At 69.9% G+C, this 21,595-nt stretch carries 18 protein-coding genes; 6 read left to right on the forward strand and 12 right to left on the reverse strand.

Going from position 1 to position 21,595, the window contains the following annotated elements; genetic code table 11:
• Positions 1–15 precede the first annotated feature (15 nt).
• The gene (truA, locus tag H286_RS0114060) at positions 16–858 is read left to right on the forward strand and encodes a tRNA pseudouridine(38-40) synthase TruA (RefSeq protein ID WP_020098654.1); all 843 of its coding nucleotides are present in this window, start codon (positions 16–18) and stop codon (positions 856–858) included.
• A gap of 81 nt (positions 859–939) precedes the next feature.
• Here truA and H286_RS0114065 read toward each other — a convergent pair whose 3' ends face one another.
• Positions 940–1,491 (reverse strand): hypothetical protein, encoded by a 552-nt coding sequence (locus H286_RS0114065; protein WP_020098655.1) that lies wholly within the window; start codon positions 1,489–1,491, stop codon positions 940–942.
• 230 nt (positions 1,492–1,721) lie between these two features.
• On the opposite strand from H286_RS0114065, the gene H286_RS0114070 reads away from it, so the two are divergent.
• The 3 genes from H286_RS0114070 (at position 1,722) to H286_RS0114080 (ending at position 5,142) form a co-directional block, all read left to right on the forward strand.
• A complete protein-coding gene (locus H286_RS0114070; RefSeq protein WP_231370975.1) occupies positions 1,722–2,348 on the forward strand; it encodes a hypothetical protein in 627 nt (208 codons plus the stop codon).
• A 194-nt stretch (positions 2,349–2,542) separates the two neighbouring features.
• The gene (locus tag H286_RS0114075; protein WP_018187320.1) at positions 2,543–3,379 is read left to right on the forward strand and encodes a hypothetical protein; all 837 of its coding nucleotides are present in this window, start codon (positions 2,543–2,545) and stop codon (positions 3,377–3,379) included.
• Between the two features lie 20 nt (positions 3,380–3,399).
• Positions 3,400–5,142: a glycosyltransferase family 2 protein gene (locus H286_RS0114080; RefSeq protein ID WP_020098657.1), complete on the forward strand. Its 1,743-nt coding sequence runs from the start codon at positions 3,400–3,402 to the stop codon at positions 5,140–5,142.
• A gap of 451 nt (positions 5,143–5,593) precedes the next feature.
• Here the strand turns inward: H286_RS0114080 and H286_RS0114085 are convergent, their stop codons facing one another.
• Complete coding sequence (locus H286_RS0114085) at positions 5,594–6,625, reverse strand: response regulator transcription factor (RefSeq protein WP_018187318.1); 1,032 nt, start codon at positions 6,623–6,625, stop codon at positions 5,594–5,596.
• A gap of 90 nt (positions 6,626–6,715) precedes the next feature.
• The gene (locus tag H286_RS0114090) at positions 6,716–7,723 is read right to left on the reverse strand and encodes a glycoside hydrolase family 6 protein (protein ID WP_231370976.1); all 1,008 of its coding nucleotides are present in this window, start codon (positions 7,721–7,723) and stop codon (positions 6,716–6,718) included.
• 30 nt (positions 7,724–7,753) lie between these two features.
• On the opposite strand from H286_RS0114090, the gene H286_RS0114095 reads away from it, so the two are divergent.
• Positions 7,754–8,449, forward strand: coding sequence for an endonuclease/exonuclease/phosphatase family protein (locus tag H286_RS0114095; RefSeq protein ID WP_018187316.1), 696 nt, complete (start codon positions 7,754–7,756; stop codon positions 8,447–8,449).
• 1 nt (position 8,450) lies between these two features.
• On the opposite strand, the gene H286_RS0114100 is transcribed toward H286_RS0114095, so the two are convergent.
• The 6 genes from H286_RS0114100 to H286_RS0114125 all read right to left on the reverse strand — a co-directional run bounded on the left by H286_RS0114100 (position 8,451) and on the right by H286_RS0114125 (position 16,999).
• Entirely contained in the window at positions 8,451–9,008 is a 558-nt protein-coding gene (locus H286_RS0114100) for a hypothetical protein (protein ID WP_020098658.1), read from the reverse strand.
• A gap of 93 nt (positions 9,009–9,101) precedes the next feature.
• Positions 9,102–10,901, reverse strand: coding sequence for a DUF4012 domain-containing protein (locus tag H286_RS0114105; protein ID WP_020098659.1), 1,800 nt, complete (start codon positions 10,899–10,901; stop codon positions 9,102–9,104).
• 51 nt (positions 10,902–10,952) lie between these two features.
• Positions 10,953–12,083, reverse strand: coding sequence for a hypothetical protein (locus H286_RS0114110; protein WP_020098660.1), 1,131 nt, complete (start codon positions 12,081–12,083; stop codon positions 10,953–10,955).
• Positions 12,080–13,717, reverse strand: coding sequence for a sensor histidine kinase (locus H286_RS0114115; RefSeq protein ID WP_020098661.1), 1,638 nt, complete (start codon positions 13,715–13,717; stop codon positions 12,080–12,082). The genes H286_RS0114110 and H286_RS0114115 overlap by 4 nt, the downstream gene beginning before the upstream one ends.
• Before the next feature lie 41 nt (positions 13,718–13,758).
• Positions 13,759–15,270 (reverse strand): sugar transferase, encoded by a 1,512-nt coding sequence (locus H286_RS0114120; protein WP_020098662.1) that lies wholly within the window; start codon positions 15,268–15,270, stop codon positions 13,759–13,761.
• An 82-nt stretch (positions 15,271–15,352) separates the two neighbouring features.
• The gene (locus tag H286_RS0114125; protein ID WP_020098663.1) at positions 15,353–16,999 is read right to left on the reverse strand and encodes a sensor histidine kinase; all 1,647 of its coding nucleotides are present in this window, start codon (positions 16,997–16,999) and stop codon (positions 15,353–15,355) included.
• Between the two features lie 107 nt (positions 17,000–17,106).
• Between H286_RS0114125 and H286_RS0114130 the strand changes: the two genes are divergently transcribed.
• Positions 17,107–17,457: a response regulator transcription factor gene (locus tag H286_RS0114130; protein WP_020665451.1), complete on the forward strand. Its 351-nt coding sequence runs from the start codon at positions 17,107–17,109 to the stop codon at positions 17,455–17,457.
• 1 nt (position 17,458) lies between these two features.
• Here the strand turns inward: H286_RS0114130 and H286_RS0114135 are convergent, their stop codons facing one another.
• From H286_RS0114135 to H286_RS0114145, 3 genes are read right to left on the reverse strand one after another with little or no spacing between them, the layout of a single operon-like run.
• Positions 17,459–19,156 (reverse strand): hypothetical protein, encoded by a 1,698-nt coding sequence (locus H286_RS0114135; protein WP_020098665.1) that lies wholly within the window; start codon positions 19,154–19,156, stop codon positions 17,459–17,461.
• Positions 19,156–20,046: a hypothetical protein gene (locus H286_RS0114140; protein ID WP_020098666.1), complete on the reverse strand. Its 891-nt coding sequence runs from the start codon at positions 20,044–20,046 to the stop codon at positions 19,156–19,158. Before H286_RS0114140 ends, H286_RS0114135 begins: the two co-directional genes overlap by 1 nt.
• Before the next feature lie 3 nt (positions 20,047–20,049).
• Positions 20,050–21,564, reverse strand: coding sequence for a polysaccharide biosynthesis tyrosine autokinase (locus H286_RS0114145; RefSeq protein WP_020098667.1), 1,515 nt, complete (start codon positions 21,562–21,564; stop codon positions 20,050–20,052).
• Positions 21,565–21,595 lie beyond the last annotated feature (31 nt).

The raw sequence follows: 21,595 nt of genomic DNA on the forward strand, positions 1-21,595 counted from the left end.
GGATAGGCTGGCAGCGTGCGCCTGCGGATCGACCTCGCCTACGACGGCACCGACTTCCGGGGTTGGGCGCGCCAGCCGAACCTCCGCACGGTGCAGGGCACCCTCGAGGCGGCGATCGCGCGCATCCTCGGCGGCGATCCCCGCCTGGTCGTCGCAGGACGAACGGATGCCGGGGTGCACGCGTCGGCGCAGGTCGCCCATCTCGACCTCACCGAGGGGCAGGAGCGACGGCTGCTGTCGGGACGACGTCCCGAGCCGGCCGCCCTGGCGGGACGCATCAACGGCGTGCTGGGGCCGTACCCCGACGTCGCGGTCCATCGCGTCGACGTCGCTCCCGAGGGGTTCGACGCGCGGTTCTCCGCCGTCTGGCGCCGATACGCCTACCGCGTCGCCGACCGCGTCACGGGCTACGATCCGCTCGAGCGGGGCCGCACGACGTGGGTCGCGGCCGAGCTCGACGTCGACGCGATGGATGCCGCCGCCCGCAGCCTCCGCGGACTCCACGACTTCGCCGCCTACTGCAAGCCGCGCGAGGAGGCCACGACGATCCGGACGCTCCTCGAGTACGGGTGGCACCGCGACGCATCGGGCATCCTGATCGCCTCGGTGAAAGCCGACGCGTTCTGCCACAGCATGGTGCGGGCGCTCGTGGGGGCGTGCGTCGCCGTCGGTGAGGGGCGGATCGAGATCGGCCGGGTCGCGGAGATCCGCGACGAGCTCGAGCGCACGAACGAGGTCAAGGTGCTCGCCGCACGCGGACTGACCCTGACGGAGGTCGGGTACCCGGCGGACGATCTGCTCGCTGCGCGTGCCGAGCAGACGCGGGCGCGTCGGGAGCTCGGATCGCCTGACGCGTGATCGTCGCCTCTCGGGCAAAAAAGGAACTCCCCTCGGGCCGTGACCCGGGGGGAGTTCCTTTTGCGTTGGTTCGCGAGAGCCTTATGCCCGACGAGCGCGGCGCACCGACGTGGCGACCGCGATGCTCGCGCCGGCGAGGACGAGCACGCCGCCGCCGACCCAGAGGCCGAGGAGAGCGTCACCGTCGAAGCCGGTGTTCTGGAGGACGCCGCCGCCGCCTTCGCCACCTGCACCGCTACCGGTCGCCGCGACCTGGATGGTCGTCGACGCGGTGGCGCCGCTTTCTTGTCCAGACGCTGCGAGCGTGTAGGAGCCGGACGCGTTGGCGGGGAGGGTCACGTCGACGGAAGCGACACCGTCTGCGTTGGCCTCCTTGGTGACCGACTTCGTCTCGACCGCGAAGGCGACGAAGGCGAGCGTTGCGCCCGAAGCGTTCTCACCCGTGAGGGTGAACTCGACGCCCTCGTTCGCGGCGAAGCCGCTGAACGGAACAGTGGCGGTGCCACCGGGAGCGATGATGGGGGCGACCGCGGGCGGGTCGGGAGTGTAGGCGTTCGCGACGGCCGGTGCCGCGAAGACCGCCGCGACGGCGATGGCGAGAGCCGCCGATGCCTTGCTGATCTTGTTCTTCATGGTGACTGCTTTCGGTCGTCGAGAGTTCGAGGCTCGGACGGCAAGAAAAAATCCAACCGACCGCCCCTCGTTGGTTGGACATAGCCAGTATCCAGGAACTACTCAGAATCAGCAAGGTAATCGGGTTTCGGTCTGGTAAACAGTGCCTCACTTCGTCACATGCCCCGCGGCGGGGAATCCGGCGATGCGCGCATAGACTGACGGGACCGCGGGGAGGGGTCATGATGCGGATGAGAACCATGCGTCTGGCCGCAGCCACCGCGATCGTCGGTGCCGCCGTCGCCCTGTCCGGCTGCGGACCGTCGCCCTGGGCCCTGCAGAGCCCGACCCCGTCCGCGCCCGCGCCGTCGTCCTCGGCTCCCGTCGTCGTCGCCCCGCCCGTCGAGAACGACCTCTCGAGCGGCTCGACGCAGCGCGACCTCACGGCCGGCGCCGTGAAGGCAGCCGTCAACTACTGGTCCGATCTGCGGATGGACCGGTGGACGCCGAACGCCGTCAAGCCGGTCAGCCTGTCGCTCGTGACGACCATCACGCCGAACGACGGCCAGAAGGTCTACCTGCAGAAGGCGACCATGCTCGCCGTCCCCGCCAACGCCACGGAGACGTTCCCGGCGCTCGACCCGCAGACCGACGAGGCGACCGTCAAGAACGGCTACCTGGTGCTCAAGCCCTACAGCTATTCGCAGACGTTCAACGTCGGTCAGGTCCCCGAGAGCGCGACCTACGTGACCCTGCAGTTCACGTTCGACTTCCTCGTGCAGACCAAGCCGAAGTCCGACGAGTACGCCAAGCAGACGGCCACCGACACGGTGACGGTCGCGATCGCAGCACAGGCGGCATCCGGAACCGACGGCTGAGCCGGCGGATGCCGGGGCCAGCCCGGCCCCGCAACCTCAAGAACCTCAAGATCAGGTAAAGGCCGCCACGAGGCTTCGCGAAGTCCGCTGTCTGCGGGCTGCCGCGCCCGTACGGTGAGGACGTGGCACTGGCGGCGGTGACCCGAACCCCGCCGCCGGTGCCCTCCATCCCTTCACTCGAACGAGGTTCGCGCATGCCCATCCGTCCCCACGCCCGCCGCCGGCTGGCCGTCGTCGTGCTGGCTGCTGCGGTAGCGGCCTCGCTCTCGGGCTGCGCTCAGATCGTCGAGGCGTTCAACTCCGTCTCGGGTTCCAGCGGTGATGCGGCGGCGACGCCCGCACCGAACGCGACGCCCGCGGTCGGAACGACCGACATGCCGTTCGACTCGCAGTTCAGCTACGACGGCTCGGTGCAGATGACGTACGAGGTCGCGGACGGCCTGCAGATCGTCCTCGACTTCTGGGCCGTCGATTCCAAGCGCACCCAGGAGTGGCATCCCGACAACCCGAAGACGTTCGGCTTCGCCGTCAACGTCAAGGACACCCGGGTCGATGAGAAGGCCGTCCTCAAGCAGAAGCGTCGCGTCTTCCTGTCGAACGTCACGATCAGCTCGCAGACGGCGCAGACGTCCAATCAGGTGAGCTCGCCGTTCCAGTTCAGTGCGGACCCTCGCACGCTCGTGCCGACCGACACCCTCCGCTCCGCGCGCGGCCTGCTCATCAACAGCTACCAGGGCGGTCTGCTCGTCCCCCAGACGACGATCAACCAGCTGCCGCAGGACACCTACGGGATCACGCTGCAGTTCGCGCTCGACATCTGGGTCGAGGGCACCGCCAACGACGACAAGTCGTTCGCGCAGCAGACGGTCTACCCGGTCATCCCCATTGCGATCTATCCTCGTGAGACAGGAACCGACGGATCCACGGGGGGATCGTCCGACGGAACGTCGTCGAACGACACCACTCAGGGAACCACGGGTACCGACGGTTGGACTTCGACCGGCGGCACCGGCGGTCCCACCACTCCGTGAATCCAGTTCGAGGAACCGACGTGACCAGTCCGTACATCCCCGGCCCTCAGGGCTGGCAGCCCGCGCAGCCGCCTGTCGGCGCGTGGCCCGGTCAGAACGCTCCGGAGGGGTCCCCGTGGCAGCAGCAGGCGTGGCCCGCCGCACAGGGGCAGCAGCAGCCCGCGGCGCCGCACCAGCCGGCCGCGCAGCAGCAGCCCGCTGTCCAGCAATGGCAGCCGGCTCAGCAGTGGTCGCAGCCGGCTGAGCAGCAGTGGCAGCAGCCTGCGGGAGCGTGGCAGGATGCCGCGCCGCAGGGTTCGTGGCAGGCGGCTCCCGAGCACGCCGGCTTCGGGGGTGCTCCGAGCGGTCCGGGCGAGATCGTCCCCGTCGACGAGTTCGCCGACGACTTCTCCTCCGTGCTCGAGAACTCCTCTGTCCACCGCTCGACGATCGGATGCATCGTCCCGGCGTACAACGAGGCCGAGTCGATCGCCGACGTCATCCGCTCCCTCCTCGAGCAGAGCCGTGTGCCCGACGTCATCCACATCGTCGTCAACAACACCTCGGATGACACAGTGAAGATCGCGTCCGAGTTCTCGGGACCGCACGAGGTCGAGACCGAGCTCGGGCTGCAGTTCACCGAGGTGTTCGTCCACGACATCGGCAAGAACCCCGACAAGAAGGTCGGCGCGCTCAACTACGGCTACGCGCTCGTCGAGGGCTACGACTACCTGCTCGGTGTCGACGGCGACACGACCGCCGACCGCCGCGCCGTCGAGTACCTCGAGAACGAGGCCGTGGCCGACTCCCGCATCGGCGGGATCTCCGCGATCTACACGATCGACGACCGGCCCATCAAGGGATTCATCGCCAAGTGGCTGATCGCCGGTCAGCGCACGCAGTTCGCCGCGTTCAACATGCAGAACCTGCTGCGCGGTCGCAACATGGCCGTGCTCGGCGGACAGTTCTCGATCTTCTCGACCACCGCGCTCCGCGACATCATGAAGGAGAACCACCAGAACTCCCCGTGGGTCAAGGACTCCGAGGTCGAGGACTCGCTGCTCTCGCTGCAGATCAAGTCGGCCGGCTACCTCACGAAGATCAGCCCGTTCGCCCGGGCGGATGTCGGCGGCATGACCACGCTCAAGGGCTACGACGCCCAGCAGGTCAAGTGGACTTACGGTGCGATCGAGCTCATGTGGCCCGGCCAGCGCGGTGACACGAAGGGTCAGCCCTTCCACCCGAACCTGCGCCTGCGCTGGTTCGAGCAGTTCTCGATGCTGACGAACTTCTTCGTGCGCGTCGCGTTCATCACGCTGCTCATCGCGTCGCTGTCGATCAACGCCTTCGTTTTCTCGCCGTGGTGGCTGCTCCCGCCGCTCGTGGCCGCCGGGCTGAACTTCCGCATGGCCCGGTCGATGCAGAAGGCCAACGGACGCGACATCGCGTTCGCGGTACTGCTGTTCCCGGCCGAGATCTTCATGTGGATCCGCATCAGCCACTTCATCCGATCGTGGACCCGCTTCCTCTCGAAGAAGAAGGTCGACAACTGGGCCCTGCAGGCGCGAGCCGAGAAGGGCGGCGTGAGCTTCGGCCACTGGACGCCGTTCATCATCTTCGGCATCGTTGCGATCGCGATCGCCGTCATCTGGAACCTGCTCGACCCGGTGACGCAGTCGGCGATCCTGTGGGTCGGCTGGCCGATCGTCGGCGTCGTCACGGTCCTCCAGACCCTCACCATGGCGATCAAGCTGTTCCAGCGTCACCAGGGCTTCAAGGTCTGACCCCTCGCTCGCGGGTGTTCGCGGATGCAATGCTTTCGCGGCGACACGCCGGTGACGGGCGTGAGGATGCCGGGTGTCGCCCGGCATCCATTGCATCCGTGAATAGCGCGCACGGGGTTGGCGCGGAGCCGGTGTGCTCGCGGCATCCGCCCGTCCGTCGTGTGGTGACCCGGCGCGGGGCCGGAGGCTCGCGCGGGCGTGTTCACGGATGCAAGGGATCTGCGGCGACGCGCCGGGGATGGGCCCGCGGATGCGGGGTGTCGTGCGGGATCTATTGCATCCGCACACGCGCCGCACGGTGCGCCGGCGGTGAGGTGCGCGGTCTCGCGCGCGCCGGGTGTTCGCGGATGCAAGGGATCGGCGGCGACACGCTGGGGGTCGGCCTCTGGATGCGGCGTGTCGCGCGGGATCTATTGCATCCGCCTACGCGCACCCACGCGCCCGGCCCGGGTCAGGCGCTGGCGACGGTTTCGGAGGTGAGGCGGTAGCCGACCCCGCGGACGGTCTCGATGTAGCGGGGGTTGTTCGGGTTGTCGCCGAGCTTGCGGCGCAGGTTCGTCATGTGCGCCTCGATCGCGCGCTTGTCGGCCTCGCCGACGAAGTAGCTCGTGACGTAGGACTCCCCGCGCAGAACGAGGGTCAGGTCGGCCTTGCTGCGGACGCGGCGCTTGGATTCCATGAGCGTCGACAGCAGGTCGAACTCGGTGCGCGTGAGGGTGAGCTCTCGGCCGGCGACGAGGACCATGCGATGCTCGGCGTGCACGGCCAGGTCGCGGTGCACGGTCCACCCCGGCCCTCCCACAGGAGGGGTGGCGGATGCCGGGGCCACCGCGGTGCCCGGGTGACCGCCCTGCGGCGGCATGCCCTGGGGCGGCATCCCCTGCTGCGGGGCGCCGTACGGGGGCGCACCGTACTGGGGGCCGTTCGTCTGCGGGACGACGACGGCGGCACCCGGCTGGGGCTGCTGCGGGTCGGTGTAGACGGGCGTCATGATGCGCTCGTCGAAGACGGGCGAGGTCGGGGCGGCGTCGAACTGCGGCTGCGCGGCGGGGCGTGCTCCGGGGAAGGAGGGGCCGGCGGCATCCTGTCGGGGAGCGGCGGCAGCCGACGAGCCGGTCGCGCGGGGACGTCGCAGCAGCGACTCGACGCGGGCGCGCAGCTCGCGCGGACGGAAGGGCTTCACGACGTACTCGTCGGCGCCGGCGCCGAGACCGAGGACGACGTCGGCCTCTTCTTCGAGGCCGGTGATCATGATGATGTAGGTGTCGCTCTGCGCACGGATGCGGCGGGCCGCCTCGAACCCGTCGATGCCGGGCATGTTCACGTCGAGCGTCGTGATGAGCGGCTGGTACGACAGCACGGCGCGCACGCCGTCGATGCCGTTGCCGACCGAGACGGTCGAGAAACCGGCGGCTTCGAGGACCTCCACGATGAGGTGGCGGATGTCGGGGTCGTCCTCGACGATGACCGCTGTCTTATGCATAGACATCGAATCGCTCATCGTTCTCTGCCCCCCGTCCCGGTGTGAAAGTCGGTCCTCATGCTACACAGGGCGCGGACCCGCGATCGGGACTCACCGCACGCCGTCGGTCAGCTCGACGCCCGCCTGCGGCCAGTACACGCCGGCGGCGGGCCCGCCGTTGCACTCGCCGTCGCTCTCGCCGGCCGGCTTGATCCAGAGGTTTGTGTCGACCACGCCGTCATGGAACGTGCCGCCCGGTTCGCCGACCCGCTGGCCCGGCGGGTTGCACCACTCGCCGTCCGACGTCGCCTCGCCGTTGCGCGAGGTGTCGACGATCGCGTGCGCGCCGCCGAGGAGGGCCGACAGCGATCCGGCGTAGGCGAACTCGTCAGCGGATGCCTGATAGTTCGACACGTTCGTCGCGAACCCGCGCACCCGGTCGATCACACCGGTCTGGCGGATCAGGTCGGCCATCTCCTGCGGCGGAAGCCAGTTGCTGTGCCCGCCGTCGATGTAGATCCAGGTGCCCGCCGAGGTGATCTCGTCGACAGCGGTGCTCAGCTGGCGGGCGCGTTCGGCGATGTTGCCGCACTCCTCCGCAAGGGCGATGCTGTCGGGTTCGAGCACAACGATCTTCTGCACCTCGGGAGCCGTGTCGAGCGCCGCGCCGATCTCCCGCAGCCACACCGGGTAGTCCTGTTCCGACAGTCCGCCGGCGGAGTGGTTGCCGCAGTCCCGGCCGGGCAGGCCGTAGACCACCAGGGCGACGGAGCGACCCTGGTCGCGTGCCTGCGAGATGAGGTCGAGCACGGTGCCGCCGGCGGTGCCGATCGGGTCCTGCTCGGGGGTCAGCCAGTAGGCGGTGGGCTGCGCGGCCAGGTAGTCGGCGGCATCCTTCTCGTCACCGGCCAGGTCGCGCGCGGCCGCGGCGGCTTTCGCCTGCGACGGCGCGATGACGGTCGTCCCCAGGTGGGGAGGTTGAGCGGTGAGGGCGTGGATGCCTCGGGTCACCGCGCCTCCGATCACTCCGATGAGAACCAGAACCAGGACGAGGACCACGATGATCGCCACGGGGACGAGTACGCGGGCCGGCGGCATCCGCAGCTTCCTGGGAGCCACTCTTGAACTCTAGTCATAGGCTGAACATCGATGATCACCGTCGTCTCTTACAACCTGCGCAAGCACGCCGCCGCGGGCGAACTCACCGAGCTGGTGGGCCGCTACGACGTCGACGTGCTGTGCCTGCAGGAGGTGGACACGACCGACATGCCCGAGCGCATCGGCGGTCTCGTCCTCGCCGACGCCACGAGGTCGAACCGACTGGGCTTGGCGATCTACTACCGCGAGAACGGCTTCCGCGCGGGTGCGAGCAAGACCTTCTCGCTCAAGAAGTCGCTGCACGACATCGTCTTGAAGCCGGCGGACGAGCGGATGCTGGGGCTCAACCTGCACGACATCGATTCCGGCACCGACTTCATCGTCTCGTCGTTCCACGCGGCTCCGCTGACGGCGCTGAACTCGCTGCGCCGGCATCAGATCCGCGCGGCGCTGAAGGAGCTGTCGACGCTCGGCAAGGGCGCGCCGATCCTCATGGTCGGGGATTTCAACTACCCCGTGTTCAAGGAGAACCTGAGCCAAGTGATCCGTGAGAGCGGCTACGAGTTGAGCCTCAGCGACGCGCGCACCTACACGCGCTACAAGTTCTTCAAGGGGTACTACGACTTCGCGACCTCGAGCGGTTTCGAGATCGAGCAGGTGCGGACGCTCCCGCAGGGCGCGAGCGATCACCTTCCGATCCTGGTGACGGCGAAGCCGATCCAGCCGAAGAAGCCGAACGCCGCCTGACTCAGTCGTCGGTGCGGTTGCGGTGACGGCGGACGGCCGCCGCGACGAGCACGACGGCTCCGGCGGCGATGAGCGCGCCGGCTCCGATCCACAGGCCCATGAGCTGGTTGCCGTCGAACCCGGCGCGCACGAGCGGGTCGCTGCTGTCGCTCGTGTCGATGACGGCGCTCGAGGTGCCGCCGGCGGAGGTCGCTGAGACGGCGGCGATGTTGTAGACGCCGCGCGCATCGGAGGGCAGGGTGATGCGGATCGCGGGCAGAGCCCCCGACGCGTCGGAGGTGAACTGCGCGCTCGCCGTCGAGACGGCGGTGCGAACGAGTGCGAAGGTCGCTGCGGCGCCGTTCTCACCGGTCACGGTGACGGTGACGGTCTCGTTCGCGCCGAAGGTGGTCGAGTCGCACTCGAAGGTGATGGTGTCGCCCGCGCCGGCACCGGCGGCATCCGACGAACAGGCGTCGACCGGCGGGTAGATGGTCGACGCATTCGCGACGGCGGGCGCGCCGAAAGCCATCGTGACGATGAAGAGGACGGTCAGAAGGGCGCGGGGGGAACGGCGCATGGGGTGCTGCTTTCGGGCCGGGTACTCACCCGAGTGTAACTGAGGCGTTCCGACCTGGGGTTTCTGCCCGATGACGTTTGCGCAACTCCCGGCTCAGCGGAGGCTGAGGTCAGACCCGGTCGGGTCGCACGACGCGTCGACGATCGGCGACCGCGACGCGTCGGCCGTCGGGGTGACCCACGCCTCAGCCTCTCGGATGTCGGTGTCGGCGACGACGTCGATGCTCACGGACTCGGTCTCGCCCGGCTTGAGGTCGAACGTGTACGAGAGCACCTGGCGGCCGTCGATCATGGCACCGCCGAAGCCGGCGCCCGTCGAGGTGGTGGAGGGTCCGATCGCGAAGCCCGCGGGCAGGTAGACCTCGCCGACGACGCGGGCGATGCCTTCGGGGACTCCGTATGAACCTGCACCGGTGATGTACTCGGGCAGTGATGTCGCCGCGTCGGCGGGAACGGTGTTGGTCAGCGTGACCTGCAGCGAGAGCGTCCGCGGGGTCGAGCCGGTGCCGCAGCCCGACCAGCTCAGCTGCACGTCGGGTGTCACGTAGTAGTCCATCTTCGAGCCCGTGCCGTCGTTGAAGTAGACGCCCATGCGCGCCGTGTCGGCGGTGCTCTGCACCGGCTCGCCCGCCAGCGTCGTGCCGGCGAGGACCGTCTCGTCCGCCTTCTTCGCGCTCCACAGGTAGAGGCGGTGCTCGGAGCCCGCACGGCCCAGCGCGGTGATGAGGGCGCCGGGGTTCACATCGCCCTTCGTGAGGGCGGTGAAGACGGCGCCCGCGGCGGCCGAGAACACCAGGTCCTGCTGGTCGGCATCCGGGTAGCGGATGTACACCTCGTTGAGGAGGAAACCCGCCGCGTTCTCACTCGTGAGCACGTCGCCCGTCGGGAGGGTCACCGGTCCCGTGGCCTTCAGCAGATACGACAGCGCCACGGGGTCGATGGACATGACGCCGTCGGCCGTCACACCGTTGCGTTTCGCGAACTCCGTCGCGAGCTGGGACGTCAGGCGGAAGTCGGGTACCTGTGTGATGTTCTGAAGGAAGCGGCCGGGCTTGGCGTTGTAGATCGTGCGGTAGTCGCCGAGATCGAGCACGGAGTCCGGGTAGGACGGGATGCCGCGGGCCTGGATCTGCTCGCCCAGGGCGAGCGCTCCGTCCTTCGCGACAATGGGGGTCATCGACCCGACGATCCCGCCGAGCGTCCGCCATTCGGAGTTGTTCTGCACGAGCAGCAGGTGGGTGCGGGGGCCATCCGCGCCGAGCATCGACGGCAGCAGGGCGCTGGCGCGCGCGAGGGCGTCGGTCCCCGAGGCGACCTCCGACAGCAGCCCGCCGAGCTTGTCGACGGCATCCGCGATGGGGGTGACGAGGGGAGTGCGGTCGATCGATGCGACGTCGTCGCGAGCGGATGCCGCGACCTTCGCCGCCTTTGCTGCGGGGTCGGCGAGCGCCGAGAAGACGGCTGTGTCGATGCGTCCGTCGACGGGGACGAACGCTGTCACGCCGAAGCCGCCGGCCACCGAGGCGATCGGACGCGCTGTGCCGTTCACGACCTCGTCCACCGCCTCAGCGACATCGGCGACGGCGGCCAGCTGCGGCCCGATCCACGGCACTCCCTCGGCTCCCTGCCAGATGGGGTCGGACGTCAGCGACCGGGCGTTCGACGTGTCTTCGGCGAGGTCGTCGAGTGCGGCTTGCGCGGCGCTCAGGTTGTCGATGTCCTTGGCGATCGCGGGCGCCTTCTGCTGCGCGGCCGAGAGGTGCCAGTAGGCGAGGTAGCCGCGCACCCCGAGCCATCCGATCGCGAAGACGAGCAGCAGCAGCGCGAGCCCGAGGACCCAGACGACGACGCGGCCGGCGGTGCGGGCGGCGGGAGGGAGGAAAGTCTCGGGCATCGGCATGATCCTACGGTGACGCCGTGACGGACAGGTGTGGGGGATCGGAGATCAGGGCGCGAACACCGCGCGCTCCCACCTGTCGCCACCCGAGACCTGCGCGTGCGCGGCGGCGTCGGCCGCCGCGGCGCAGAGCTTGTCGAGGTCGTAGTCGGCGAGCGGTGCTGCCGCGACCCCGATGCTCGCAGAGAGGCGGATGGGGACGGACGACTGGTCGGTGAGCGTGCCGATCTGCTCGAGCAGCCGGGACAGGTAACCCCGCACGGCCGTGTCGGGGCGCGGCAGGAGGACGAGGACCTGCGTCGGCGACACGACATGGACGTCGGCCTCGGGCGGCATGACGTCACGGATGTCGCTCATGAAGCGCGCGGAGATCCGCTGGAAGGCCCGGCCGCTCGAGGCCTCGAGGAGTTCGGTCGGGTCGTCGAGGCGCACATCGATCAGCGACCACCAACGGTCGTCGGCCTTCTTCGCCCGGGAGAGGCGGTCGCGCGCGATGCTGAAGAAGTCGACCGTCTGCTGGTGCTCGGGCTTCGATGCGCCGCGGCGCACGAGGTAGAGCAGCGTGACGAGCGCGCAGACGAAGTAGAGCAGGGCGACGAGTTCGTTGAGGTCGTAGAGGTCCCTCATGTCGGACTCGGTCTGGCCGATCGTCCCCCGAGCGAGCCGCATGACGCCGTCGACCGCGACGACGACGGCCAGGCCCACGAAGCCGAAAGAGACGACGAGCAGAGGCAGTGCCATCTCCCTCTCGGCCTTGCGAAGCCTCAGCAGCTCCCACGCGGTCAACCCTCCGGTCACGGCCGCCATGAAGAAGGCGAGGCGGAAGAGGGGACCGTAGACGGGGGTCTCCGCGGCGAGTCCCAAGGCGATGGTGAAGGCGCTGAACACGACGATCGTCGGGATCAGCATGATCGGCTCGCGCCCGCGTCGCGCCCGCAGGCCGACCCATGTGTAGGCGGCGGCGCACAGGATCGGCCCGTGTGCCGCTCCCCGCAGCGGCTCGGAACCGATCTGGTCGGCCGCGACGAGCAGGTAGCAACTGAGCATCGCCAGCGCGAAGCCCGCCGACCAGATGGATGCCGCGCGCCCGGGGAACGGCAGGAAGCCGAGGCCGATCATCATGATCGTGCAGGTGGTGGCGATCGCGACGAGGACGATCGTCACATCGATGTGGGTCATCGCTCGTCCCCCTCTTCGCGGCCGGCGGCGGGCAGACGGACCGTGACGGTCGTCCCGTGTCCGAGAGCGCTCTCCACCGTGATGCTACCCCCGTGGCTTTCGACGATCTCGCGCGCGATGCCCATGCCGAGCCCGGTGCCCGGCACGCCGCCTTCCTGCACGGTCTGCGCGCGGAAGTACGGGGTGAACACCCGCTCGACGTCGTCGGGCGACATGCCGATGCCCTCGTCGGCGACGGTCACGGCGCCCCAGCCGTCCTCGTCGACCGCGGCCACGACGCGGAGCGTTCCCCGGTCGCTGTACTTGATCGCATTGCTGATGATGTTGTCGATGACCTGCCGCAGGCGGAACTCGTCGCCGTCGACCTCGATCGGGCCCGCCACGACGGCATCGATCGTCAGGGCGGAGGCGGATGCCGCCGGCTCGAACGCCTCGATCGATGCGGTGACCAGCTGGGCGACATCGAAGCGGGCGCGGGGGTCGTCGGCATCCGTCGACTGCGCCAGCAGGCCTTGGATGAGGGTGAGCATGCGCTCGCTCGCGGACTCGATGACGTCGACGTGGTCGCGCTGCGCGGGGGTCAGCGGGTCGCCTTCGAGAAGAAGGTCGGCGTGCCCGAGGATCGCGGTCAGCGGGTTGCGCAGCTCGTGGGCGACGACCCGGGTGACGTGGGGGCGCTCGCGCTGCGCGTCGGCGACCGCTGTGAGGTCTTCCAGCTCGACGACGAAGGTCTCCTCTCCCAGGGAGTTGGCGCCGGCGGGGCGGATCGAGAGCCCGAGGGCGCGCCAGGTGCCGGTGCGGTCGAAGAGCCACAGTCGCTCGCCCGAGACGGTCTCGCCGCGACCGGCGCGGGCGATCGCGGTCTCGGAGGGGGCCAGGGCGCGACCGCGGTAGCCGGTGTACTCGACGGCGCCGCCGACCGGGAAGCGCAGATCCTGGGTGTCGAGGGAGTACAGCGATCGGTAGGCGGCATTCGCCGAGACGATCTCTCCCCCGGGGGCGACCCGTGCGAGCGCGACGGAGATGGAGTCGAAGACCGCGTTCACGCGCTGTTCGGCCGACTGGACGCGGTGGACCGTGGTGGACAGACGGCGGGCCTGATTGCGCGCGAGGTCGCGGAACGCGCGGGTGCGCTGGGAGCCGACCGAGATGGTGATCGCGAGGAACGCCAGCGCCAGCAGGATGATCAGCAGGTCGACGAGCACAGCAGCCGAGAAGTCCCAGTGGGACGGGTCGGTGAGGTTCATGAGTGCGACGGCGCTCAGCGAGGTGACGATCTCGACGGTGCCGTAATACGTCGCGATCCACGCGATCGGGAACACCCACAGGTAGCCGAGGCTCGGCTGGCTGAGGCTCAGGAATCCGATGGCGACGATGTCGACGAGTGGCAGCACGAAGGCGGAGTGCTTCGAGGTGCGCGCCCACGGCGTGACGAGGGTCGTGATCGAGGCGATCACGATGACGAGGATGCCGACGAGGTATCCCGGCGTCGCGAGGAGGCTGACGTCGAGGACGCCCACGGCGACGGTGATGGCCACCACACTGAACGTGAAGATCAGCTGCCACTGCCACACCGAACGCACACGGGTGCCGATCAGTTGACTGTCGGCCCAGCGGCTTTCGATCGTCGGCATAAGGGCTCCGCCGCCAGTGTGGCACGGATTGCGCACGGGCGTCAGAAAGCGGTGTCTCCCGGAGCGAGCGCGGCGCGCGCCGTCTTGACGAGGATGACGAAATCGCCGACGAGGGTCCAGTTCTCGACGTACGACAGGTCGAGGCGCACCGATTCCTCCCACGACAGCGACGATCGGCCGCTGACCTGCCAGAGGCCCGTGATGCCGGGCTTCACGAGGAACCGGCGGTGGACGTGGTCCGAGTACAGCTCGACCTCGCGGGGCAGCGGCGGGCGCGGCCCGACGAGCGACATCGATCCGCCGATCACGTTGAACAGCTGGGGGAGCTCGTCGAGGCTGAGCCTGCGCATGATGCGCCCGATGGGGGTGACCCGCGGATCGTTCTTCATCTTGAAGAGGACGGCGTTGCCGGCATCCCGATCCTGCTCCATGAGGGCCGCGAGCCGGTCTTCGGCGTCGGTCACCATCGAGCGGAACTTCAGCATCGTGAACTCGCGGCCGCCGTGGCCGACCCGCGTCTGCCGGAACAGCACGGGGCCGGGGCTCGAGAGGCGGATCGAGATGGCGAGGAAGGCGAGGAGCGGGCTGATGACGGCGACGCCGAGCGAGGCGGCGCTGACGTCCATGACGCGCTTCAAGACGCGCTGTCCGCCGCTGAAGCGCGGCGTCTCGACGTGGAGCAGGGGGAGGCCGGCGACGGGCCGGCTGCTGATGCGGGGGCCGGCGATGTCGGCGATGCCGGGCGCGATGACGAGGTGCTGACGCCCTGCTTCGAGGCTCCAGGAGATCTCCTTGACCTTGTCGGCGGGCAGCTCGTCGGTGCTCGTGATGACGACGGTGTCGGCCGAGGTCGCCGCCATCGCGTCGCCGAGCGCCGAGATCGATCCGATGATCGGGATGTCGGTGCCCTCGATCGTGTCTGCGACGGCGCCGCCGGGTACGCAGGCGCCGACGACGTAGTAGCCCGCGCTCGGCGTCCGCAGCAACTCGTTGGCGATGTCGATGACCGAGCGCCGCGATCCGACGAGGAGCACGCGGGCCGAGAACGCGCCGCTGCGCCGCTGGGCGATGAGCCACTGGCGCCAGAGCCAGCGTTCGAACAGCAGGATGAGGATGCCGAGGGGCAGGCTGATCAGCAGGAAGCCCCGGGCGACCTCGGTCTGGGTGAGGAACGCGACGATCGCGATCACGCCGAAGAGCGTGACGCTGGAACGGGCGGTGCGGGCGTACTCGGCCGAGCCGGCACCGATGACCCGGTGGTCGCGGGTGTCGGCGAGGCTGAGGGTGAGCATCCACAGGAGGATGAGGGCTGTCGAGAAGCCCCAGTACGAGACCTCGCCGGCGACGCGCCCCGCTTGGATCGCGAGGTCGGCTGCGCCGAGGCCGAACCAGGCGAGCTGCGTGCCGTAGACGACCCAGATGAGCACGAGCAGGTCGCTGATCCACAGCCGCCGAGCGTAGGTGCGGCGCCAGCGTTTGACGGGTTCCTCGTGACGCGCCCCCGTCGCCTTCTCGTCACTGCCCGTAGATTTCGATGTCATCGTGATCGCCATCGTTTCGCCACTCCCCGCGAGACGTGAAACTCCCCTTGCGCGGAAACTACCAGCAGCGTGTGACGCTCGTGTGTCCAACCCGTCATGCAGCGCCACCGTCCGTCAGCGCCGGCAGGCGGAGCGCCGCCGAGACGCCGTGGCCCACGTCGGACGAGAGGGTGACGTCGCCGCCGTTGCGGCGGGCGAGGTCGCGGGCACTGCCGAGACCGAGGCCCAGCCCGCCCGCCCCGCGGCCCTCGGCCTCGGGGCCGCGGTAGAACCGGTCGAAGGCGTGCTGCAGAGTCGTGGGCGACATCCCGGGGCCGTCGTCGGTGACGGTGATCAACACGTCGTCGTCGATGCGGGAGGCGGAGATGGCGATGGTGCCGTTCTCGGCGAAGGTGACGGCGTTCGAGACGAGGTAGGTCAGCGCGCGTTCGACGTCGATGGGGGCCGCGCGGGCGACGAGGCCGCTGGCCACCGTGACGATGGACGCGTGGCGGGCGGCGGCATCCGTCGCGAAGACGGCCCTCACCCGCTCCATGAGCGGGTCGACGGCGACCGCGTCGGAGGCGCTCGCCTCCCGCGACTCGATGAGGCCGTCGACAAGGGTCGTGAGGCGATCGGCACCGCGGCGGACCTTCGCGATCCACCCGCGTTGCACGTCGTCGAGGTCGGTGTCGAGCAGCAAGTCGGTGTAGCCGACGATGTTCGTGAGGGGCGTCCGCAGCTCGTGGCTGGTGGTTGTCGCGAAATCCTCGCGCTGGCGCTGCAGCTCGAGCTGTGCGGCGAGGGCCGCGACGCGGGCGCGCTCGGCTTGGGCCACGTCCTCGGCGGCGCGGAGGGCGAGGTTCGCGTTCATGCGGCTTTCGTAGCGCGCGACGGAGACGAGCAGGGTGAACACGCCCACCGTGCTCATGAAGATGACGAGGTCGACGGGGGCGATTCGGGACTCGGCGAGGTCGAAGCCGAAGGAGCCGCCGGCGGTGAGGGCGAGCAGCAGCGCGGCGATGGAGATGACGAGCGACTGCAGGATCGCGGTGCGCAGGGGGAAGCGCAGGCACCCGGCGGCGAGCACAGCAAAGACGAGGAAGCTCAGGTTCGTCGCTCCGCCGGGTCCGAACGTCAAGAGGAGCGTGGGCACTGTGACGGCGGCGTGTGCGGCGAGCTCGCCGGCCTGTGGCGGGCGACCTTCGCGGGGCGGGAGGACCGCGAGTGCGCCGATCAGCATGGTCGCGGAGCTGTGCGAAGCGAAGGCCACGAGGGCGACGGAGGGGAACGACGACCCGACCAGCAGGGAGCCGGCCGCGGCGATCGTCAGTCCCAGCACGGCCGCTCCGATGAGGGATGCCGCGACGAACCGCACGGCACGCGTGAGGGTCGTGAGGCGGAAGCCGCCGTCGTGGCGTCCGATCACCGAGAGGAGGACGGCGACCTCCATCGTGTTGCAGAACCCGTACAGCAGCGCCACCGACAATGGCCTGCCGACGAGGGCGTTGCTGGTCGAGGTGGCGACGAAAGTGGCGAGCAGAGCCCATCGCCGCTCGCCCGGCTTCGCCCGGAGCGCGAACCATGCGCAGGCACCCGCGGCGGGCCACCACCAGGCGATCGGGAGTCCCGGCGCCTGCAGGGTCAGGCCGACCATGCCCAGCGCGACGATGACGACGGGAGTGGCGATCCAGAACGACCAGCGCCGCGACCGTGACGACGCCGGGGAAGGCGCCTTCCCCGCTGCGGTCGGAGTCGTCACGCGTACACCGTACAGCGCGCGTGTGTCGCGTATAGTCACACGCAACGGTCGATGTCTCGATCGACTAGCGAAAACAAGGTGGGTGCTCGATGTCTCGAGTCCTTGTGGTGGAAGACGACGTGGACGTCGCCTCACTCTTGACCCACGTCCTCGCCTCCGTCGGACACGACGTCGAGGTGGCCCACGACGGCGGCGCCGGGCTCGAGCTGGCGTACGAGAAGCATCCCGACATGGTGATCCTCGACTGGATGATGCCCATCAAGACGGGCATCGAGGTGTGCTCGACCCTGCGGTCCGACCCCGAGTTCTCGTCGACGCGCATCATGATGCTGACGGCGCGCTCCTCGCCGCAGGACGTCGCCCAGGCGCAGGCGGCCGGCGTCGACGACTACGTCGTCAAGCCGTTCACGCCGCGGCAGCTGCGCGAGCGCGTGGCGACGCTGCTGCAGGCCGGCTGACTCAGCCCGCTCGCTCGACCGGGACGGCGAACTCGCCTTCGAGGACGACCCGGTCGCCTCTCTGCCGCAGGGTGGTCCGCGCCCCTCGCGTGCCGATGCCCGTCACGTGCTCTCCGCCGGGCGCGCCGGTGAGGCGAAGGATGCCGGGGCTGCCGACGCGCACGCTGAGCTGATCGTCGACGCGCTCGATCGCGACCTCGGCCCACCGGGCGCCGGAGTGCTTGACCGCGTTCACGAGTCCCTCGTTGACGAGGCTGGTGACCGCCTCGCCGACGATCGCGTCGTCGAGGCTCGCGCGGGCGTCGTCGTGGATCGCGAGCGAGACGTCCATGACGACCGACCACGCGCGTACCAGGTCGTGGATGTCCTCGGCGTCGACTGCGGCCGGGGCATCCGCGGTGCTCACCTGGTCGAAGATCTCGTCGGTCTGCGCCCGGAAGGTGGCGAGCATTTGCTCGTCGGCGGGGTTCTCGTCGACGTGCGCGGCGAGGATCACGCACCGCCCCTGCAAGCGGCCGTGCAGCAGGTCGGTGGCGCGGCGCAGGGGGAGCTGCGCGGCATCCACCTCAGCGGCGAGGGTGCGCGCCGAGTCGAGCAGCACGGTCGTGGCGCGCTCCTCCTCGGCGCGGGCGCGGCGGTACGCGTCGACGGACACGCTGATGATGACGGCGACGAGGGGGACCGCGACGAGAGGCACGAGCCCGAGTGAACCGACGCTCGGGATGAGGGCGAACGAGAGCGCCATCACGCCGACGCCCACGGCCAGCCAGGTGGCGACGAAGACGGCGCCGCGCAGGCGTGGACGCAGCCGGCGGGTGGATCGGATGATCGCCGAGGCGACGAGGTCGAGCGCCGCGCACACGAGGATCGCGGTGAGGGCGACCGACGGTCCGCCGTGGGCGAGGCCGAACGGGAGCGTCGCGCCGACGTACGTGAGGCCCACTGTCAGCAGGGGGGTCCTGCCGAGTCGTCCGACGAGCGGGACGCGCTGGGCCTCGCCGACGCTGACGTCAGCGGGCGAGCGGGGTGTGGGGGCGGTGCGCACGGCGTCGAGCGCGTGCGACGCGGCCCGCACCCGGTCGGAGTACTCCCGGACCGCGTCGTAGGTCACCGGACGGCCCAGCAGATCGTCGCGCGATGCGCGCAGCTCGGCGACGAGACGGTCGCGCTCGGCGTCGCCGTCGCGCCGCAGTCGCTGCACCTCGGCGATGGCGGCGCGCATCTGGGCGCCGGCGAGCTGTAGGCGGGTCGTCGTCGCCCGCAGCCGACGCTGGTAGGTGATGGCCACCGCGCACGCCGTGAACAGGGCGACGCACGTGACGAGGTTGGTGGTGATGCGGTTCGGCCAATTGCCGCCGGTGGAGGTGCCGAAGACGAGGGTGCTGATGCCGTCGTTGAGGAAGGGGCGGATGCCGGAGATCAGGACGATCGCTCCAATGATCGTCCACGCCCTCGCCGCCGGCCGCTCGAGGCGCCGCTCGGCCCAGGTCGCCGCGAAGCCGATCGCGATGAGCGGAGGCGAGCCGAGCGCCGCCACGGCGACGCCGCGGAGATAGCCGAGGAACGAGGGGTCGCCGACGCTGGGCACGCTCAGGAGGACTCCGACGGCGAGGGCGAGGAGCAGCGACCAGCGGCTGAAGTACTCACCGCTGACGAACGTCGCGCCCAGCGTCCGCCAGACGCGTCGTGCTCTCCCCATCAGCGTGTCGTGCTGAGGAGCTGATCTCCCACCCACACCCGCACGGTATCGCTCGTGAGGGCCAGGGCGACAGGTCCGGGTGCGGCGGGGGCGTCGGGAGCGAGGCAGTCGATGGGTGCGCTCTCGGGGGTGAGCGTCGCGACCTGTATGCCGTCGCAGTCGGGGCTCGTGGTGGCGCCGACGATGTCGCCGTTGAGCACATCGAGGGCGATCACCCCGGTGCCGATCTCGGTGATCTCGCCATCGGCCACGTCGTAGGCCGTGCCGTCGCAGATGAACGCCGCGGTGCCACTCGAGGTGCGAAGGCCCCACGGCTGCGCGCACGGGGCGTCGACGGTGGTGCCGTCGATGACCAGGCTGTCGCCGGTGATGTAGGCGGATGCCGGCAGCAGGTCGTCGTACGGCGACCAGAACGTGCCTTCGGTGAACGTGCGCAGAGCCTGGGTCTCGCAGTCGTCGCCGAGGTCGGCGACGAGGTCGGCCTGGGTTTCGGCGAACGGCGTCAGGGCGCGGATCTGCGCGATGTCGCGGTAGGTGGGGGTGACGTCGACCCAGGTCTCACCGTCGTCATCCGATCGTTCGACGAGGGGTGCCGGGCCGTCGCACCGGCCCGCGGTGGCGCGCCACATCATGTCGGCGTCGACGGCGAGGAACCGCTCATCGGCGTCGGGCGGTGCGATCGCGGCGGCGCTCGCCGAGGGCGACGGTGAGGACGTCGGGGGAGTGAGACCGACCGTGGGTGCCGGACGCGTCGCCGGGTCGACACCGTCGCCCTGGCCGCGCTGCAGGGCCAGCACGACGAGGGCCGCGACGGCGACCGTCAGCGCGACGACGAGCAGCGCGACGACGATCGAGGGCAGCCCGCGTCGGTCGGGCGAGCGGCGGGCCATGACTCAGCGGGCTGCGGCGTCGCCGGCATCCCGCGCACCGCGACGCGAGTCGACGCCGATCTCGCCGAAGGCGGGCGCCGTGTCGGGGACGACGGCGACGGGCGTCTTGCGCTTGCGGCCGCGGGCGGCCTTGGGCTGCTCCTGCGTGTAGCCGTACCCGCCGTATCCGTACCCGTAGCCATAGCCGTAACCGCTGTAGTACGAGTCGGGTCCGCGCGTGGGCACCATCGACATGACGAAGCCGGCGACCTTCGCACCCACGGTGTGCAGGGCCTCGACGGCACCTTCGAGCTGGTGCCGGGTGACCTTGCCGGCCGAGGCGACGAGGATGGCGCCGCTCGTGCCGCGCGCGAGGATCGCCGCGTCGGTGACGGGCAGCAGGGGCGGGGCGTCGCACAGGACGACGTCGAAGTCGCGCTCGAGCACGTCGAGGAGGGTCGCCATCTGCTTCGAACCGAGCAGCTCGCTCGGGTTGGGCGGGATCTTGCCGGCGGGCAGGACGAACAGGCTGCGCCCACCCCACGGCAGCATGACGTCACCGACGCGGGTGCGGCCGATGAGGACGTCGGTCAGGCCGACGCCGCCCTCGATGCCGAGGTATTCGGCGACCTTGGGCTTGCGCAGGTCGGTGTCGAGCAGCGCGACCTTCTTGCCGGCGTCGGCGAGGGCGATCGCGAGGTTGATGGTCGTGGTCGACTTGCCCTCGCTCGGCACCGAGCTCGTGATGACGAAGCTCGCGCGGCCGCCCATGTCGAGGAACTGCAGGTTCGTGCGCAGCGCGCGGAACGACTCGGCACGCGGGCTGAGCGGGTCGGCGTGCACGATGAGCGGGCGCTCCTTGGCCTTCGTGTCGTACGCGATCGCGCCGAGAGACGGCGAGGAGGTGATCGCCTCGGCATCCCGCGGGGTGCGGACCTTGTTGTCGAGCACGGTCCGCAGGACCGCGATGCCGATGCCCAGGGCCAGGCCGACGAGCAGACCCAGCGCGAGGTTGAGCGGCACGTTGGGGCTCGCCGGCGAGAGGGCCGGCTGTGCATCGCTGACCCGGGTGAGCCGGATCGGGCTGCCGCCTTCTTCGATCTGCGGCTCGATCTCGGGGACCACGGTCGACAGGCTCGCCGCGACCTGATTGGCGAGGTTCGCCGCGACCACCGGGTCGGGGTCGGATGCCGTGATCGTGATGATCGTGGTGTTGAGCGCCGACGACGCGGTGACCTGCTGAGCGAGGCTCTGCGCGGTGACGCCCAGGTCGAGCTCGGCGATCACCGGGTTGAGCACGATCGGGGTCGTCACGAGCCCGACGTACGTGTTGATGCGCGTCTGCGCGAAGTTCGCACCCTGCTGGATGTCGGATGCCGTGCCGCCGGTCTGCGTCGAGACGGCGACGCTGCTCGACGACTCGTACACCGGGGTGCGCGTGAGCGAGTAGGCGGCTGCAGCGCCCAGACCGACCAGCGTCAGGACGACGATGACGAGCCAGTTCTTGCGGAGGACGCGGATGTAGTCGCTGAGCTCCATGGTGCCTCTCGTGCCTACGCCCGGCGGACGT

This window comes from Microbacterium sp. 11MF, from assembly GCF_000383475.1.
In the GTDB taxonomy this organism is placed as follows: domain Bacteria; phylum Actinomycetota; class Actinomycetes; order Actinomycetales; family Microbacteriaceae; genus Microbacterium; species Microbacterium aquilitoris.